This window comes from Streptomyces tibetensis, from assembly GCF_040647715.1.
Classification (GTDB): domain Bacteria; phylum Actinomycetota; class Actinomycetes; order Streptomycetales; family Streptomycetaceae; genus Streptomyces; species Streptomyces tibetensis_A.
The window spans coordinates 208314-226206 of the sequence record NZ_JBEZCR010000010.1 but is presented as its reverse complement, the minus strand read 5'-3'; the positions used below and the strand labels follow the sequence as shown (position 1 = coordinate 226206).

The following is a 17893-nucleotide window of genomic DNA, read 5'->3' as shown; positions in this document are numbered from 1 at the left end:
CACCCAGTATGGCGGCCTATCGTCCGAGTTTGTACGGTGCCGGACGCGCGTCGGGACCGAGCCTCGCCACGGCCCGAAGAATGTGTTTGGGCGGGAGTTGCCACCGCACACGTGCGGGAACGCGGCGCAGCAGGAGGCCGGCGAGGCGCAGTTGACGGGTGGCGGTTGCCGGGTCGGGGCCCGGCCTGCCGTACAACTCGTGGGCGTACGGCGGCAGGGAGGCGTACGCCAGGTGTGCCACGCGCCGCCACAGCACCTCGCGCGCCGGTACGAGGAGCGGGTGGGTCGGTGGGCGGAGCAGGAAGTCGTCCACCTCGCGTGCCTCGGGTCCCGCGGCGAGGTCCGGGCGCACCTTCTCGAAGTACGCGGCCAGCTCGGCCCGGTCCCCCGGTACGGCGTCGGGGTCGAGGCCCACCAGACGTGCGCTCTGCCGGTGTTCGGCGATGTAGCGGTCGGCCTCGGTGTCCGTGAGCCGGAAGCCGGACCGGCGTGCGACGTGCAGATACGAGTCGATCTCCGCACAGTGCACCCACCTCAGCAGGGCGGGTTCGTCGACGCCGTAGCGCTCGCCGGTGTCCGGATCGGTGGCGCTCAGCATGCGGTGGATCTTCCGGACCCGGGCGCCGGCGCGCTCGGCGGCCTCGGTGGTGCCGTACGTGGTCGTGCCGACGAAGGCGGCGGTGCGCATCAGGCGGCCCCAGGCATCCTGCCGGAAGTCGGAGTTCTGCATGACCCCGCGGACCGCGCGTGGATGCAGGGCCTGGAGGTAGAGCGCCCGGACGCCCGCGATCCACATCACGGGGTCGCTGTGGAGCTGCCAGGTCACCGATTCCGGACCGAACAGCCCCGGGTCCGCGCCGGTCATGCGCCTCACCTCCGCCCGGCGGACACGATGACACAGGTCGAACAGCGGGTCGAGAGGCTTTCGTTCACACCACGGCAGTCCGGTCGTTTACCTTTCACCTACCCGGTAGGAGTTTGGTAAGCCTCCCCTTATAAGCTGACGCCGCCGATCTCCCGCACGACAGGATCCGACATGCGCACCACCTCCCGCGGCTTCATAGCGGCGCTCGCTCTGACTCCCCTGCTGGCCGGCTGCTTCGCGCCCGGCGAGAGCGGCACCGGCGCGGGTCCGGGAGGGCGGCTGCGGGTCGCGCTGGCCGTGCCGCCGGTGCAGGCGCTGTCCCCCTACAGCAACGACGCCACCGTGCTGAGCAAGCTGTCCGTCGCCGAGGGTCTCACCGCACTCGACAAGAACGGCACGGCCAAGCCCGCACTGGCGACCTCCTGGAAGCAGGACGACGACACCACCTGGACCTTCACGCTGCGCAAGGCCCGGTTCCAGGACGGCACCGCGCTCACCGCACAGGCCGTCGTCAACGCACTCGACCACGCCGGCGCGGCCAAGCCCAAGCCCCGTGTCCTGAGCGACGTGTCTCTGACCGCCAAGGCCGATGACCCCGGCACCGTCACCCTCACCACCACGTCGCCCGACCCGGTGCTGCCGCTGCGGCTGGCCAGTCCCGCGCTGGCGATCCTGTCGGCGAAGGCGTACGCGAAGGACGGCGCCGTCAGTCCCGTCGGCACCGGCACCGGTCCGTTCGAGATCACCCGGCTGAACGGCAAGACCAGGGCCACGCTCGACCGCTTCGACGGTTACTGGGGCGGCAAGGCAAAGGCGCCCGGCATCGACGTCAGCTGGATCGCGGACGGGACCGCCCGTGCCAACGCCCTGCGCGGCGGCGAGACCGACATCGCCGAGTGGATCCCCACCGCCCAGGCGAAACTGCTCGACAAGCAGACCCGGCACGAGGTCCCCTCGGTGCGCACCGACAGCCTGATCCTCAACACCCGCAGCGGCCTGTTCGCCGACAGCGGTCTGCGAGCGGCCGCCCGAAAGGCCGTCGACGGCTCCGCGCTGGTCGACTCCGTCTTCGGCGGCTACGCCGACCCCGCACAGGGCCTGTTCGGGCCGGCCGTCCCCTGGGCGGCCGGCAAGCGCGTCGAGGTGACGGGCCGTACCGAGGCCGCGACCGCCGCCGAGGTGAGGACCGGCACCAAGGGCAGGACGCTGCGGCTGGCCACCTACACCAACCGGGCCGAGCTGCCCGAGGCGGCGACCGTGCTCCAGCAGCAGCTGGAGAAGGCCGGGTTCACCGTGAAGCAGGACGTGCGCGAGTACACGCAGATGGAGGGCGACCTCCTCGCGGGGAAGTACGACGCCCTGGTCTTCTCGCGGGTGACCCTCCTCGACACCGGTGACGCGGTCGACTACCTCGCCAGCGACTTCACCAGCGAGGGCGTCTACAACATCGCCGGTCTGAAGAACGCAGCGGTGGACAGGGCCATCCGGGCCGCCGCCGCGGAACGGGACACCGAGAGCCGCCAGGAGAAGATCATGCGGGCGGAGGCGGAGATCCTGCGCACCGACGCGGTCGTGCCGCTGGTCCACGAGCAGGCCGTGCAGGGCATCGCGGACGACGTCGAGGGCGTGATCCTCGACCCGCGCGAGCGGTCCCTGATCGACGCCGACACCCGCCTGAAGTAACCCGCATGAGCCTCACGCACAGCCCTGCCGCCCGCTCGTCCCTCTGGACGGCGGCGGCCGGCCGTGTGCTCGCCGGTACCGCCCTGCTCGGCGCGGTGGCCCTGCTCCCCTGGCTGTCCGGCGCCGACCCGGCCCGTACGGTGCTGCGCGCACGGTCCGCCGACCAGAACCCCACACGGGCGGAACTCTCGGCCGTGCGCGACCAGTTGGGTCTGGACGAGGGGCCCTGGGTCCATCTCGCGCGCTGGCTGGGCGGCCTGCCGCGCGGCGACGCCGGCGTCTCATGGGTCTCCGGGGAATCGGTCATGCCGCAGGTGGGGACGGCCCTGTCGGTCTCCCTGACACTGATGCTGGGCGCGTTCGCGGTCACGGTGCTGGTCGCCGGACTGGTGGTTGCCCGCACGGTGTTCCTCGGGTCCCGGCGCCGACTGCGGCAGGACCGCGCGGGCACCACGGCCGCCGTCCTCGCGTCGCTGCCCAAGTTCCTGCTCGCCTCGGTGCTGGCCACCGTGTGCGGGGTGTGGTGGGGGTGGTTCCCGTCCAGCGGGTGGGAGGGCCCGCAGTCGATGGTGCTGCCCGCGCTCGCCCTGGGCATCCCGTCGGGCGCGATGCTCGGCGGCATGCTCGACCAGGCGCTGCCTGCCGCCTTCCACGAGCCCTGGGCGCGCACGGCCTACGCCGCCGGGCTGCCGTCCGGTCATATCGGCCGGGGCGCGCTGCGGCGCACCCTGCCCGGCCTGTTGCCACAGCTGCTGCCGACCGTCGTGGCCCTGGTCGGCGGCGCGGTCGCCGTGGAGAAGATCTTCAACATCCCCGGGCTCGGCCGGCTCGCCCTGGACTCGGCCGTCGCGCAGGACCTCCCGGTGCTGCAGACGGCGACCCTGGCGCTGGCCCTGCTCGGCGTCACCGCGGGCGTCCTGATCCGGGCCCTGCGCCACGCGCTCCTCGGGCGGCCCCTGCGGGACGGCGCCCTGCCCGCCCTGCACCGGCCCCCGCTCACGGTGCCGCGCTCCCTGCGCCGGCTCACCGCGGCCTGCGCACTGCTCCTGCTCGCCCTGGTGACGGCGGGCCTCCTGCGCGACCCGCTCCAGGTCGACACGGCGGCACGGCTGCTGTCGCCGTCCGGCGAACACCCCTTGGGCACGGACGCGCTGGGCCGTGACCTCCTGGCCCGCCTCGGCCACGGGGCGCTGCGCACGGCCTGGGTCGCCCTCGTCGTGACGGCGGTCAGCGCCGTCACCGGGCTGCTGGTGGGCATGGCACCGAGGGCGAGCGCGGGCCCCACCGAGGTCGTCTCCACCCTGCCCGCCGTTCTCGCGGGTCTGCTGATCGCGGGCGTGACCGGACCGTCCGTGTGGGGCGCCGCCTGCGCGGTCTGCCTGGTCGGATGGAGCCCGTACGCCGCCCAGACCGCGGCCCTGCTGGAACAGGAACGCGCGAGCGGGCACATCGCCGCCTCCGTCGCGCTCGGCGCCGGACGGCTGCACCTCCTGCGCCGGCACCTGCTGCCCTCGGTGGTCCCGGCCCTCCTGCGCAACGCCCTGCTCCGGCTTCCCACGACCGTGCTGGTCCTGGCCTCCCTGGGCTTCCTCGGCCTGGGCGAACAGCCGCCCACCCCCGAGTGGGGCCGCCTCCTCTCGGAGAACCAGCCGTACGCCGAACTGGCCCCCTGGACCGTCCTCGGCCCGGCCGGCGCGCTGGTGGTGCTGTCCGTACTCGCGGTGACGGGCAGCGTGCTGGGGCGGGGGAAGGGCGACTAGGACGTGTCCCGGCCGGGTGCGGGGTCACCGGCCGGGACACGTGCCGCTCACCCTTCAGACGGGGTACGTCTCGTCGTTCACGTATCCGCGCCGCTTGTCCACGACGTTGCGCAGGGGGCGGCCCTCGATGTGCCGGGTGAGGTTGTCGAGGAACACCTCGACGAGCGCCTCCCGCTCGCTCATGGTCTCGCCCGCCGTGTGCGGGGAGCTCATCACGCCGGGCATGTCCCACAGGGGCGACTCGGCAGGCAGCGGTTCCTGGGCGAACACGTCCAGGGCCGCGCCGGCGAGCCGTCCGGCGGCGAGGTGGCCGACCAGCGCCTCCTCGTCGGCGAGTCCGCCCCGGCCCACGTTGATCAGCCGCGCCCCCGGCTTCATGGCGGCGAGCACGGGGGCGTCGACCATGCCCCGGGTGTCCTGGGTGAGGGGCGCGGCCAGGACCACGTAGTCCGCCTCCGCCAGGGCGGAGTGCAGGGTCGACGCACCGTGGACCGTACCGAAGACGGGATCCGCCGTGCGGGCCCTGCGGCCCGCGCCGCACACACGCATTCCGGCCCCGCGCAGCAGACCGAGCAGACGGCCCAGGCCATCACGCCGGCGTACCCGGAGCGGTGGTTCTACGTGCCCGCCGATGTGGAGCTTCCGGAACTCCTCGGCGTCCTGCGCGCGGACACCCGTCTCCAGCGGTACGCGGAACGGCAGCTGACCCGCCTCATCGAGCACGACGACCGCAACGGCGGCGACCTGCTGCCCGCGCTGCGGGCCTATCTGACGGCCGCCGGGAACAAGTCGGTCGCGGCGAAGCTGGCCGGCATGTCGCGGCAGGCCTACTACCAGCGCCTCCACACCATCGAACGACTCCTGGGCTGCGACCTGGAATCAGGCCTGCAGCGCACGTCCCTGCACGTGGCGGTGCTCGTCCTGGACGCGGGCGCAGGTGCTGTACCGGGCAGCTGACGGGCACGCCGACAGCTCGTCAGTGACGCCGCCGGTGTGGAACCGGAGAGCACGCGGTCGTCGCCGACGACGCCGAGCGCCCGTATCCGGTGTCCGCGAGCGCCACTGCCGCCGCTACGAGGCGCCCGAGCACCTGTTGAAGTTATGGCTCCCGCCCGACCGACAGCACCGCTTCGAGCAGGCTGTGCACCCGGTCCCGGGTGCCCGGCCGGCGGGCTTGCGGCGCACGACCGAACGGAGCGGGCCCCGCTCGCACGCCGGTCCCGTGTGACCGGGATCGATGGTCGGCACCGGGCCACGTTCACGACCTGCATTGATGCCAAGTGTCTGCAGGGTCACGGCGCCGACGTCGACCTGCCCGACTTCGTGGCCTGGATCGCCGAGGTCACCGGTTACGAGGGCGCGAAGAAGCAGCCCCGGCGCGGACAGCCGCCCGCCCGGGCCGGTCGGGGGCTCGGGCGGGCGGATCCGCGTGTGGCGTGGTGTCAGACCAGCGGCCACAGCGCGGCGGTGAGGACGAAGCCCGCGCAGCCCATGACGGTCGTCAGGACCGTCCAGGTGCGCAGGCCCGCCGCCACGTCGAGACCGGCCAGCTTGGTGAACATCCAGAACCCGGCGTCGTTGATGTGGGACAGCGCCAGGGCGCCCGCACCCATCGCCAGGGCGACCAGCGACAGCTGCCCCGTCGACAGGTCTGCGCGGTGCAGCAGCGGGGTGAGGATGCCGGCGGTCGTGATGAGGGCCACGGTCGCCGACCCCTGAGCGGCGCGCAGGGCGAGGGACGTCAGGAACGCCAGCAGCAGTACGGGCAGGCCGGTGCTGTCCAGGACGTCGGCGATCGCGTCGCCGATGCCGCTGGCGACCAGGACCTTGCCGAAGACACCGCCCGCCCCGGCCACCAGGATCACCATCGCGACGGGCGGCAGCGCGGAGCCCATGACGTCGGCGATGTGCGAGCGGTTCCAGCCGCGGCGGGCGCCCAGGAACCAGCCGCACAGGGCGACGTCGATGAGCAAGGCCACCATCGGGGCACCGAGGACGGTCAGCACGGCGCGCAGGGTGGAGCCCCCGGCGAGCGCGTTCTGGCCGATCGTGCCGAGGAGGATCAGCAGGATCGGGGTGACGATCAGCGCCAGGACCATGCCGAAGGACGGCGGGCGGACGTCGGTCTGCGAGGACGCGGGCTTGGTCAGTACGGCGGTGGCGTGACCGCCCTCAACGGGAGCCGGCGCACTGCCCCCCTTGGTCCCTGCCTTCGGCTCGCCGTACACCTCGGCGTACACCGACGGGTCCATCGGGTACTCGCGGCGGGTGAGGCGACGGGAGACGAGGTAGCCGAGCAGGGCGACGACCGCCGTGACGGGGAGGCCCAGCAGCAGCATCAGGCCCTGGCTCGCGCCGATGGCCCCGGCGACGGCGACGGCGCCGGGGTGCGGCGGCAGGAAGGCGTGCACGGTGAGCATCGCGGCGGCCATCGGCAGCGCGTAGACCAGCAGCGGTTTGCGCGCGGCGCGGGCGACGCCGTACGCGATCGGCATCAGGATGATCAGGCCGACCTCGAAGAAGACCGGGATGCCGAGGACGAACCCGGCGACGGTCAGGGCGAGCGGGGTGCGGCGGGAGCCGAACCTCTCGATGAGGGAATGGGCGAACGCGTGGGCGCCACCGGAGAGTTCGATGATCCGGCCGATCATCGCGCCGAGGGCGATGATGGTGGCGATGTGGCCGAGGGTGGCCCCCATGCCGTCCTCGATGGTCTTCACCAGGTCGGCGGCGGGCACTCCCGCGGCGAGCGCGACGCCGACGCTGACGACCATGAGGGCGACGAACGGCTGGACCTTGGCTCTGAGGATGAGCAGGAGCAGGGTCGCCACACCGGCGACCGCGATGGTGAGCAGGGCGGCGTGGCTCATCGTCCCTCTCCTCCCATGGCTGTCTCTGCGGATATGTCCGACGACTTGGGCGACAGGACGGTGACGAGACTGGAGTCGTCGCGGGCGGCGAGCCCGGCGCGCTCGCCGAGCAGGTAGAGCTGTTCGGCCGCGGCGGCCAACGGCACCGGGACGTGGGCGTCCTTGGCGATGCCGGTGACGATGCCCATGTCCTTGACGAAGATGTCGAGCCGCGACTTGACCTCGGGCTCGGGTCCCTGCTCGTACGTCTGGACCATGCGCGGCCCTCGGTCGGCGAACATGAAGGAGCCGGCGGCGCCGTGCTTGAGGGTGTCCACGACCGTGCCCGGGTCGAGCCCGAGCTCACGGGCGAGCGCGATCGCTTCCGCGGCGGCCGCGATGTGCACGCCGGCCAGCAGCTGGTTGACGGCCTTCATGGCCTGGCCGTCGCCCGGGCGCGGGCCGACGACCGTGAGGGTGGAGGCGAGCAGGCCGAGGACCGGCCGGGCCGTCTTCAGCGCGGCGTCCTCGGCGCCGACGACGATCAGCAGATCGCCGTCGCCGGCTCGCACCGGGCCGCCGCTGACCGGCGCGTCCACGGTCAGCACACCGCGCTCGGCGAGGCGCTGGGCGGTGGAGCGTGCCGCCTCGGGGCCGACCGTGCTGGTGAGGATCACGACCGCGCCCGGGCGCAGGGCTTCGGCGGCGCCGTGCACACCGAACAGCGCGCCTTCGACCTGCGCCTGGTCGCGTACGGCGAGCACGAGGACGTCGGCGTCACGGGCGGCCTCGGCGGGGGAGGCGGCGTCACGGGCGCCCTCGGCCGCCAGCGCGGCGCGCCGGTCGGCGGCGATGTCGTAGACGGACACGGGCAGTTCGCCGGCCAGGCGGCGCGCCATGGGAAGGCCCATGGCGCCCAGGCCGACCACGGCCGTGCGGGGACGGGGGTGCGAAGACATCTTCGTCCTCCTTGAGAGAGACGGGGAGAGCGGAGCGGGGCGGCCGCCGGGGATGGGGAAGCCTCCGGCAGCGAGAAGGCGCGGCGCACGAGAGTGGTGGGATGCGGCGCGCGAGGTGAGGCGATGCGGCGCGCGGTCGTACGACGGTCTCGTGCCGTACGGCGCGGTGGTGCGGTTCGTCGTCAGCGGAGCCGCGCTGAGGTCACGCGTGTGCTCCCTCGGCGCGGGGGCTCAGGCGGCCGATGACCTCCAGGGCGGCGTCCCGGACCGCGTCGCGGCCCGCCGCCCACACGGAGACGACGTCGGAGCCGGGCAGCGCGGACGGCAAGCTCGCGCGGACGGCTTCCAGGTAGGCGCGGCGCAGTTCGGCGTTGACGTTGACCTTGGCGACGCCTCGGGCGAGGGCACCGTGCAACTCGTCGACGGGCAGACCGCTGGCGCCGTAAAGGGGCTGGAGCCCGCCTGGATGATGACCGGCCGTCCGGCTTCCTCGGCTGCGGCCGTGATGCCCTGGACCGTCTCCAGGTTGTAGGCGACGAACCCCGGCAGGGCCTGACCGGTGGCCGCGGCCTGCTTCAGGGCGTCGGTTCCGTGCAGCAGCATCAGTCGCTCCGAAGCAGGTCGAGGGCGTCGGCGAGGGCGTCGGGGCCGCCGACGTTCCCGGCGAAGACGATGTAGGGGACGCCGGCGGCGGGGCCGTCCACCGGCTCCCAAAGGGAGACGATGCCCGGCAGCAGCGTGCCCCGGGCCCAGGCACGTCGAATCTGCAGACCGTGGGTGGCGGTGTCGCTGGAGGTGATGCCGCCCTTGGCGACGACGAAGGCGGGCCGCCGGGTGGCGTTGACCTGGCGCACGGCCTGAACGAGCGCGGCGGAGACCCGGCGGGAGATCGCCAGACTGTCATCCGCGTCCGCGCCCGTCACCAGCACGCGAGAGGTGCGGATCACGGCGTCGGCCGTGTCCAGCGCGCCGGCGGCCGCGGCCGCTACCTCGGCGACGTGGGCGTCACGCCACTCCTCGTCGAGCAGGAGGGCGACGTCGAGTTCGTACTCGGCGATCCCTCCGCGTTCCCGCAGCCGATCCAACTGCCTAGTCGTCAGGGAGACATGGGAGCCTACGGCGATCAGCCCGTGCGGTGCGTCCCCGCGCAGCGGGCGCAGTTCGGCCGGGGTGAGCGGTTCCCGCCCGGCCTGTCCGGCGCGGGCCCTGACGAAGGACGGCCCGACCCGGTACAGCAGCCGCCTGCCCTTCGCCTCCGCCTCAGCGAGGGCGAGGGCCAGCACACGCAGATCGTCGTCGCAGACCGCGTCGACGACGGCCGTACGCCCGCCGTGCAGGGAGCTGAGCATCCGCGCGGTGTGCGCCGGGCCCCCGCCGCGCAGATCGTCGAGGGTGATGCGCAGAACCTCACCCGCGGCCACCCGCCCGTCCGTTTTCTCCTCGACCCACTCGGGCAGCGAGGAGCTGCGGTAGCCGAAGGTGGCGTCGCGGGCGAATTCGCTCTCCCCTACCGGCAGCAGTCCCTCGGCCGTGCGCATCCAGTGGCGGGAGCCGACGGTCAGCCGGCCCGCCTCGATGTAGGCGGGCACCAGTACCACCCCGTCCGGAGCGCCGGCGCCCAGCTCGGTCAGCTCCTGGGCCAGGACGTCCGTCTCCAGCGGGAAGTGGCCGCGCAGGGTGGAGTCGCCGCGGCTGGCCAGGACGTAACCGGTGTCCTCGGCCTCCGCGGCCTGGTGCAGGGCGCGGACCACCTCGCGGTTGCGGGCGGCCGCGTCCTCAGGGGACAGGCTGCGGGTGTTGGTGAGGACGAAGAAGACGGCGCTGTCCTGGCGCAGCGCCCAGCGCAGGTCCTCCACCGTCCAGGACGTCAGGACGGGCACGTCGGCGACCGTCTGGGTGCCGGTGGGATCGTCGTCGAGGACGACGAGACGGCGGCCGCCGGCTATGCGCTCGGCCACCTCGGCGGCGTTCACGACGCGGACTGGAGGGAGCCCGTCCAGCACCGCTGCCTCGGGAACGGGGCCCGTCTGGGCATGGAGGGGTAGGGACATGACGAATTCCTGGTTTCTGACGGGGAGTTGAGGGGAGCAGCAGGGTTGGCGGGAGCTGGGGACGTCAGTCGAGGTCGCGCTTGATCACATGGGTGCGCAGGTCGTCTGCGGTCTGGTTCATGTGGCCGTTCATGGCGTCCCGGGCGGCCTCGGGGCTGCCGGACTCCAGTGCGGCGAGCACCGCCTCGTGGTGCGCGATGGCGTTCGTACGGATCGCCGGGACGGCCGAGGTCTCCCGGCGCCCCCCGACGAGCAGGGGCCCGAACGGCTCGAAGAGCAAGGGAACGAACAGGTTGCCCGTCGCCCGCATCACCGTGTCGTGGAAGTCGATGTCGGCCTGCACGAACTGCTCGGTGTCGCCCGCATCGGCGGCCTGGCGCATGACCGCCAGGTGCTGGCGCAGCTCCTCCAGGTCCTCCTCGGTGCGGCGGGAGGCGGCCAGCTCACAGGCACCGTTCTCGATGAGCCGGCGCGCCTCGATCAGCCGCTCGGACAGGGCGCCGCTCGCGGTCCGCGAGGCCGCACGCACCACCGGCTCCAGCGCCGTCCACCGGTCCGGCGGGTTGACGTAGGTGCCCCGGCCACGCACCACCCGGACGACGTTCTGCGCGCGCAGTTGCTTGACCGCCTCGCGCACGGTCAGGCGGCTGACCCCGCTCTGCTCCGAGAGTTCTCCCTCGGGCGGGAGGGCGGAGTCCGGCGGGTACTGGCCGTCGATGATCGCGGTGAGCAGCTGCTCGGCGAGGTCATCGGAGAGTGACATGAAAGGAACCTCTCCGTTCGATCCGTTCGATCCGTTGATGATCACATCTGACGTCAGACATCTGATGTCCACGTGCCCGACACGATGACACCGGAGGTAGGGCTCGTCAATACCTCGGCCGGAAGCGATGTGAGCACGGCCGTTCGGGGATGCCCGTGGGGGCCATGGACAGCCGACTCGGGACGGCAACACATAGGCTGCGCCTATACGGGGCATCGTTTTTTGGTCGTGGACCCCCTGATGTGCGGCCGGTTCACTGTGGCCCAGAGCTGGCGCGTACCGATCGGGCTCGGTGTCGCGCGATCAGGGAGGCTGCAATGACGCATACCCCGGGCAACGAGCGAGCCGAGCAAGCCGCGCACATCGCGGCGAAGCCGTGGTACCGGCAGTTGTACGTCCAGGTGCTGGTGGCGATCGTGATCGGCATCGTGCTGGGCTGGAAGTGGCCGGATCTGGCCACGGACATGGAGCCGATCGGCACGACGTTCATCACCGCGATGAAGATGCTGATCGGCCCGATCGTCTTCCTGACGATCATCGGCGGCATCGCCGGCGTCGCGGATCTGAAGAAGGTCGGCCGCACCGGCATCAAGGCGCTGACCTACTTCCAGGCCGGCACGATCGTCGCTCTGCTGACGGGCCTGGTGGCGATCAACATCTTCCGGCTCGGTGACGGCGTGCACGCCGACCCGTCGACGCTTCAGACGTCCGGTGACGCGAGCCAGTACATCGAGCAGGGCGAGCACCAGCACTGGTGGGAGTTCCTCACCGACCTCGTGCCGAACAGTTTCTTCGGCCCGTTCGTCGAGGGCGACATCCTCCAGGTGATCTTCCTGGCCGTGATCTTCGGCATGGCGCTGAAGATGGTGGGGAAGTCGGGCGAGCCGATCATCGCGACCGTGGGGCGGCTGACCGAGGTCGTCTTCAAGGTCCTGTCCTTCGTCATGAAGGCCGCTCCGCTGGGCGCCTTCGGTGCGATGTCGTACGCCATCGGGAAGTTCGGACTGTCCACGCTGACCAGCCTCGGGTCACTGATCGTCCTCTTCTACGTCACCTCGGCCCTGTTCGTCGTGGTGGTGCTCGGCGGGGTGCTCGCCCTGTACGTGCGGCTGAACATCTTCCAGCTCTTCCGCTACTTCAAGGAGGAGTTCTGGCTGATCCTCGGCACCTCGACCGCCGAGCCCGCGCTGCCCGGACTGATGCGCAAACTGCAGTTCATGGGCGCGGAGCGGTCCACGGTCGGGCTGGTGGTGCCGACCGGCTACAGCTTCAACCTCGACGGTGCGGCGATCTACCTCTCGCTGGCCACCCTCTACATCGCCCAGGCCACCGACACGTCCCTCTCCCTCGGCCGGCAACTCGGGCTGCTGGCTGTCATGTTGCTGACGTCGAAGGGAGCGGCGGGTGTCGCGGGCGGCGGGTTCATCGCGCTCACCGCGACGTTGTCGACGGTCGGCTCGGTCCCGGCGGCGGGCATCATGCTCATCTTCGGCATCGACAAGTTCATGTCGGAGTGCAGGGCCCTGGTGAACTTCTTCGGCAACGCCGTCGCCACCTTGTTCGTCGCCAAGTGGGAGCACGGCTTGGACCTGGAGCGGGCCCGGCTGGTGCTGGCCGGGAAGGTGGGAGAGCCTCCGCTGACCACCGAGGCCGAAGTCGAGACCGAAGCGAAGAGCGGTACTCCGGCCGGAGCCCAGGTCGAGCTCGAAAAGCACGGTCCTGTCGTCGCACACCCCGCTCCTCAGACCGCCGAGGTGTCCCCCTGATGGCCTCCGTCCTGATCGCTCCGGACAAGTTCAAGGGGTCGCTCACCGCCGACGCCGTGGCCCGCGCGCTGGAGCGCGGGCTGTGCGAAGCCGCCCCGCACGCCCGCGTCACCCGACTCGCCCTGGCCGACGGAGGAGAGGGCAGCGTCGCTGCCGCCTGCGCGGGCCGCTTCCACGCTGAGACGGCCACCGTCACCGGCCCCACCGGGCAGCCCGTGACGGCGCTTGTGGCGGTCGACGGCCGTACCGTCCTCGTCGAAGCCGCGGCCGTCTGCGGCCTCGGCGTCCTGCCGGACGGCTGCCCTGCACCGCTGACCGCCACCAGCCGAGGCATCGGTCAGGCCGTCCAGTACGCCCTGGCAGCCGGGGCCGGCACCATCGTCCTCGCCCTCGGCGGGGTCGCCACCACCGACGGCGGCGCGGGCCTGCTCCAGTCCCTCGGCGCTGTGCTGACCCGCGCGGACGGCACCCCGATCGGCCCCGGCGGCCAGGGACTCGCCGACCTCCACACGGCCGACCTCACCGCGGCCCGTACCGCGCTGGCCGGGGTCGACCTGGTCCTCGCCACCGATGTGGACAACCCGCTGCTCGGACCGACCGGCACCGCCGCCGTCTACGGCCCCCAGAAGGGAGCCACCGAGCACGACGTGCGCACACTGGACGCGGCCCTCGGCACCTTCGTAGGACGACTTCAAGCCGCCGGTGTCCCGGACGCGTCCCGCCTCGCCCGCTCCGCCGGGGCCGGGGCGGCCGGTGGGCTCGGCTACGCCGGACTGCTGCTGGGCGGACGGATGCGCTCGGGGGCCGACTACTTCCTCACCCTGCTGGGCGCCGACGCGCTGCTCGCCGCGAGCGACTTCGTCGTCACCGGTGAAGGGAGCCTCGACGAGCAGTCCCTCTCGGGCAAGCTGCCCGTCGCGCTCGCCCGACGGGCCCGACGGCAGGGCGTCGCGGTGCACGCCGTCGCCGGCCGCTGCACCCTGCCCGCCGAACGCGCCGCCGCCCACTTCAGCTCCGTCCAGACGCTGACGGAGCTGACCGACCAGGACTGCGCGAACGACAACGCGTTGTCCGCGCGGCTCCTCTCGAACTGCGGACGGACGCTCGCCGAACGCTGGATCGGCGGGCGCGCGGACGAAGCGGCCCCGGCGGATAAGTTGGCCCTGCCCTAGGACAGATCAACCGGCGGAGGCACCGTGGACGCCCGGCAGCTGGAGTACTTCCTGGCAATCGTCGAGCACGGCGGCTTCAGCAAGGCCGCCGCCGCGCTCCACGTGGCCCAGCCGTCGCTGTCGCAGGCCATGGCGAACCTGGAGGCCGACCTCGGGGTGGCCCTCTTCCACCGAGTGGGGCGCGGTGTCGTCCTCAGCGAGGCGGGCACGGAACTGCTGGAGCCCAGCCGCCGCGTCCTGCGGGACCTGGCAGCCGTACGCGACACTGCCGCCGCGCTCGCCGGGTTGCGCGGCGGCACGGTCGAGGTGGCCACGATGCCCTCGCCCGGCATCGAGCCGCTGACGACCCTCATCCACCGGTTCGCCGAGCTGCACCCGTCCGTGACGGTGAGCACCCAGGCCGCCTTCACCCCCGACGAGGTCGTGTCCCTGGTCCGTACGGGGGCCTGCGAACTGGGCCTGCTGGGCTCGGCGATCCCCGTCGACCCTTCCGGGCTCGACGTCCTGCACATCGAGGACCAGCCGTTCGTGGTCGTCGCCGCGCCCGGCGGGGCGATCGAGGACGACGTCACGATCCGGCCCGAGGACCTGGCAGGGCAGAAACTCATCGCCTCCCGCGCCGGCAGCCTCATGCGCAGCATCGTCGACGACGTCACCGCGGGCGGCACCGGCACGGAGATCGTGACGGTCGTCGACCACCGCACCTCGATCCTGCCGCTCGTCCTGACCGGGGTGGGCGTCGCCGTCCTGCCGTCCTCCTGGACCCGGCTGGCGCGCCGCTGCGGTGCCGTCGTCGCCCCCATCGAACCCACGGCGCACCTGCACGTGGCGATGGTCAGCCTGCCCGCACACCTCACCCCCGCGGCCCGCGCCTTCCTCACCCTCACCAGGTCACTGGCCGTCCGACGGACCCGGCGAGCCGCTCCGGAGAGCTGACGCGCAACCGATCGGGTGTGCCTATGGGTCGTATCGGAAGCAGGTCTTGGACGCGCCCCGGCACCGGTGTGTTGACTCGAAACAGACCGCACGACAGTGAGCCGGAGGCCCCCATGACCGCACCCCGCACCTTCCGTATCGCCGCCATTCCCGCAGACGGCGTGGGCAGGGAGGTCGTCGCCGCGGGACGTGCCGTCCTCGACGCCCTGGCCGAGGACTCCGGCGGCGCCTTCGCCTTCCGGTGGCAGGAGTTCGGCTGGGGCTGCGAGTACTACGAGCGCACCGGGAAGATGATGGACGAGGACGGCCTCGACCAGCTCAAGGACTTCGACGCCATCTACTTCGGCGCCGTCGGCTGGCCGAACGTACCCGACCACATCAGCCTCTGGGGGCTGCGCCTGAGGATCTGCCAGAACTTCGACCAGTGGGCCAACGTCCGTCCCGTGCACTTCCTGCCCGGAGTGCAGAGCCCGCTGCGCAAGGCCGACGACACCGACCTCGACTGGGTCGTCGTCCGCGAGAACAGCGAGGGCGAGTACGCCGGACTCGGCGGCCGCAACCTCGCCGGCCGTGGCCAGGGCGGTGAAGTCGCCGTCCAGTCGGCCCTGTTCACCGAGGTGGGCTGCGAGCGGATCATGCGGTTCGCCTTCGACCTGGCCCGCACCAGGGCCCACAAGAAGGTCTCCTCCGTCACGAAGAGCAACGCCCAGCAGTACGGCATGGTCCTGTGGGACGACGTCTTCAAGCGGGTCGCACTCGACTACCCGGACGTGGAGACGGAGAGCGTCCTGGTCGACGCGATGTCGGCGAAGTTCGTGCTGAAGCCGGAGGACCTCTCCGTCGTCGTCGCTTCGAACCTCAACGCCGACATCCTCTCCGACCTCGGCAGCGCGCTCGCCGGCAGCCTGGGCCTCGCCGCCAGCGCCAACCTCAACCCCGAACGCCGCTTCCCCAGCATGTTCGAGCCGGTCCACGGCTCCGCCCCGGACATCGCGGGCCAGGGCCTGGCCAACCCGATCGGCGCGGTCGGCAGCGCCGCGCTGATGCTGGAGCACTTCGGCCTGCACGACCATGCGGCCCGCCTCCACAAGGCCATCGAGGCCACGACCGCCGCCGGCGTCCTCACCCGCGACGTCGGTGGCACGGCCACGACCGAGGACGTCACCAAGGCCCTGATCGACGCGCTGAACCCCTGACGGCGGGGGGAAGGGACGGCATCCCCCCGTTCGCCGAGGGGGATCCATGGCGGGAAAGACGAGGCCCGCAGCCGCGGACGCGACGCGGCCGACGCAACCCGCCAGACCCTGCGAAGGCGGCAACGGCCCCGGCCGCCTGTTCGCCCCACGACGACGGCCGTCTCGGCTACCGCATCCACCAGCGTCTCGGACAGCACCTCGCCTCCGTGGAACTGCAGGCCGCACTTCCCACGCTGCTGCGCAGGCTGCCGGGGCTCTGCCTCGCCGGCACCGGCGGAAGAGCTGGAGTTCCGTCCAGGGGGGTCGGTCCCGCAGGGACTGCCGGTCGACTGGTACCACGCACCGCGCACCGTCCGGCACGGCATCGCCGTGCCGGACAGCGTCCGCCTCCCGTTCTGCTGCGCACCCCGGCGAGCGGCCCCGACCGGGGCTCTGGCCGCTTCTGCGGCCTTTGACCGCCTTCGACGGACGCAGCCAGGTGGGCTTGGAGCCACACGGGCCTGGAAAAACAGGCGGGGCGCCACGGCCGGAGCGTTCATCCCCGCTTCGACTGGGGGGCTCGTGGTTGTCCCTTGCGTGATCAGTGGCGAACCTCCATTATCAGGAATCCTGATACTTGATGTTTGTAGCGATGGGGTCCGGTCATGTCATTCAAGCCCAGAATCCAGGCCAGAGGGGTTCAGCTGCTGCTCGGCCGAATGATGAGCCGCGTGCACAAGGATCTGCGCTTCACCGACATCCCGAAGCGCACGGAATCCATCCGGGTGGAGACCGGCGCCGGACCGGTGACGTGCACCGTCTACCGCCCGTCGGCCGCCGCCGCGGCCCCTGCCCCCGTGTACGTCAACTTCCACGGCGGCGGGTTCGTGATCGCCCGCCCCCAGCAGGACGACCACATCTGCCGCTACATAGCCGCCACGGCCGGCTGCGTGGTGATCAACGTGGACTACGCCGTCGCTCCGCAGCGGCCGTACCCCGTACCCGTCACCCAGGCGTACGACGTCACCGCATGGGTGGCCGAGAACGGCACCGCCAACAACTGGGACGGGTCGCGACTCGCCGTGGGCGGACACAGCGCCGGGGCCAACCTGACCGCCGCGGTCTGCCGCACCGCCAGGGACCGCGGCACCTTCACGCCCCGCCTCCAGATCATCGACTCCGCACCACTCGACCAGCTCGCCGACCCGGCCACCAAGCAGTCACCCATCGCCAAGCCCCTGCTTACCCCTCAGCTCATGCGGGTCTTCACCGCCGCCTACGTGCCTGAGCCCGGCGACCTCGCCCGTCCGCTGGTGTCGCCCGGACTGGCCGACGACCTCGCCGGGTTGCCGCCCGCCCTGGTCATCACCGCGGAGAACGACCGCCTGCGTGACGAGGGCGATGCGTACGCCAAGGCCCTGGAAGCTGCCGGCGTCCCGGTCACCCACCGTTGCTTCGAGGGTGTCGACCACTACTTCACCCACACCGGCCCGGTACCGGCCGGGAAGGAAGCCATCGACCTGATGGCCACCACCCTGCGCACGGCACTCACCGCCTGACCGGAGCAGTGCCAGTTGCTCACCGAGGGCTTCCGGATCCGCGGCCCCGGCCTGCCGTGCGATGTCCGAGAGGCGGCGGGCGAACTCGCCCTTGTACGCCGCGGCCAGTCGGTGGGCGGAATGCCCAGGGTCGGGTACTTCAACGCTGACGTTCAGTAACGGGCACCCCCGGAACGGAGCGGAGGTTTCCGGCGGCTTCCAGTCGAAGACGGCGAGCAATTGCTCACGCGGGCTCAAGGTCGGTGGGGCGGACGCCGGGGGGACGGGGAGGGGGCCGTCGCCCAGGGACCGCAGGTATGCCCCGACCAGCTCGTCCATACTGGGGAAGTGCGTGTAGAGAGTGCGCGGTGACGCC

15 protein-coding genes and 2 pseudogenes are annotated in these 17893 nt (G+C 72.1%); 8 read left to right on the top strand and 9 right to left on the bottom strand.

The annotated features are described in order from the left end of the window. Positions 1 to 16: 16 nt before the first annotated feature. Entirely contained in the window at positions 17 to 865 is an 849-nt protein-coding gene (locus AB0B29_RS26510; protein ID WP_362243966.1) for an oxygenase MpaB family protein, read from the bottom strand. Positions 866 to 1036: 171 nt separating this feature from the next. Between AB0B29_RS26510 and AB0B29_RS26505 the strand changes: the two genes are divergently transcribed. Both AB0B29_RS26505 and AB0B29_RS26500 read left to right on the top strand, forming a co-directional pair. After that, the gene (locus AB0B29_RS26505; RefSeq protein WP_362243965.1) at positions 1037 to 2548 is read left to right on the top strand and encodes an ABC transporter substrate-binding protein; all 1512 of its coding nucleotides are present in this window, start codon (positions 1037 to 1039) and stop codon (positions 2546 to 2548) included. 5 nt (positions 2549 to 2553) lie between these two features. After that, positions 2554 to 4308, top strand: a complete 1755-nt coding sequence (locus AB0B29_RS26500; RefSeq protein WP_362243964.1) for an ABC transporter permease subunit — start codon at positions 2554 to 2556, stop codon at positions 4306 to 4308. Positions 4309 to 4362: 54 nt separating this feature from the next. Here the strand turns inward: AB0B29_RS26500 and AB0B29_RS26495 are convergent, their stop codons facing one another. Next, on the bottom strand, positions 4363 to 4857 hold the full coding sequence (locus tag AB0B29_RS26495) for an NAD(P)-dependent oxidoreductase (protein WP_362243963.1): 495 nt from the start codon (positions 4855 to 4857) through the stop codon (positions 4363 to 4365). Between AB0B29_RS26495 and AB0B29_RS26490 the strand changes: the two genes are divergently transcribed. Next, positions 4795 to 5265, top strand: a complete 471-nt coding sequence (locus tag AB0B29_RS26490; RefSeq protein WP_362243962.1) for a PucR family transcriptional regulator — start codon at positions 4795 to 4797, stop codon at positions 5263 to 5265. The two genes, AB0B29_RS26495 and AB0B29_RS26490, sit on opposite strands and share 63 nt — an antisense overlap. Positions 5266 to 5280: 15 nt before the next feature. On the opposite strand, the pseudogene AB0B29_RS26485 reads toward AB0B29_RS26490, so the two are convergent. From AB0B29_RS26485 to AB0B29_RS26455, 7 genes and pseudogenes are all read right to left on the bottom strand, one after another. Next, positions 5281 to 5470: pseudogene (locus tag AB0B29_RS26485) on the bottom strand (histidine kinase); the annotation flags it as partial. Between the two features lie 280 nt (positions 5471 to 5750). Further along, the gene (locus AB0B29_RS26480; protein WP_362243961.1) at positions 5751 to 7178 is read right to left on the bottom strand and encodes a GntP family transporter; all 1428 of its coding nucleotides are present in this window, start codon (positions 7176 to 7178) and stop codon (positions 5751 to 5753) included. Beyond that, positions 7175 to 8116, bottom strand: a complete 942-nt coding sequence (locus tag AB0B29_RS26475; protein ID WP_362243960.1) for an NAD(P)-dependent oxidoreductase — start codon at positions 8114 to 8116, stop codon at positions 7175 to 7177. The genes AB0B29_RS26480 and AB0B29_RS26475 overlap by 4 nt, the downstream gene beginning before the upstream one ends. Positions 8117 to 8318: 202 nt before the next feature. Next, positions 8319 to 8531: a hypothetical protein gene (locus AB0B29_RS26470; RefSeq protein ID WP_362243959.1), complete on the bottom strand. Its 213-nt coding sequence runs from the start codon at positions 8529 to 8531 to the stop codon at positions 8319 to 8321. 95 nt (positions 8532 to 8626) lie between these two features. Further along, positions 8627 to 8719 (bottom strand): annotated as a pseudogene (locus tag AB0B29_RS26465) (class II fructose-bisphosphate aldolase); the annotation flags it as partial. Beyond that, positions 8719 to 10167: a four-carbon acid sugar kinase family protein gene (locus AB0B29_RS26460; RefSeq protein WP_362243958.1), complete on the bottom strand. Its 1449-nt coding sequence runs from the start codon at positions 10165 to 10167 to the stop codon at positions 8719 to 8721. The gene AB0B29_RS26460 and the pseudogene AB0B29_RS26465, both read right to left, overlap by 1 nt. A 64-nt stretch (positions 10168 to 10231) precedes the next feature. Further along, on the bottom strand, positions 10232 to 10930 hold the full coding sequence (locus tag AB0B29_RS26455) for a FadR/GntR family transcriptional regulator (protein WP_362243957.1): 699 nt from the start codon (positions 10928 to 10930) through the stop codon (positions 10232 to 10234). 317 nt (positions 10931 to 11247) lie between these two features. On the opposite strand from AB0B29_RS26455, the gene dctA reads away from it, so the two are divergent. From dctA to AB0B29_RS26430, 5 genes are all read left to right on the top strand, one after another. After that, the gene (gene dctA, locus AB0B29_RS26450) at positions 11248 to 12696 is read left to right on the top strand and encodes a C4-dicarboxylate transporter DctA (protein ID WP_362243956.1); all 1449 of its coding nucleotides are present in this window, start codon (positions 11248 to 11250) and stop codon (positions 12694 to 12696) included. Then, the gene (locus AB0B29_RS26445; RefSeq protein ID WP_362243955.1) at positions 12696 to 13868 is read left to right on the top strand and encodes a glycerate kinase; all 1173 of its coding nucleotides are present in this window, start codon (positions 12696 to 12698) and stop codon (positions 13866 to 13868) included. Before dctA ends, AB0B29_RS26445 begins: the two co-directional genes overlap by 1 nt. Positions 13869 to 13892: 24 nt before the next feature. Then, a complete protein-coding gene (locus AB0B29_RS26440; RefSeq protein ID WP_362243954.1) occupies positions 13893 to 14804 on the top strand; it encodes a LysR family transcriptional regulator in 912 nt (303 codons plus the stop codon). A gap of 113 nt (positions 14805 to 14917) precedes the next feature. Beyond that, positions 14918 to 16000: a tartrate dehydrogenase gene (locus AB0B29_RS26435; protein ID WP_362243953.1), complete on the top strand. Its 1083-nt coding sequence runs from the start codon at positions 14918 to 14920 to the stop codon at positions 15998 to 16000. Positions 16001 to 16701: 701 nt separating this feature from the next. Next, a complete protein-coding gene (locus tag AB0B29_RS26430) occupies positions 16702 to 17538 on the top strand; it encodes an alpha/beta hydrolase (RefSeq protein ID WP_362244097.1) in 837 nt (278 codons plus the stop codon). Positions 17539 to 17893 lie beyond the last annotated feature (355 nt).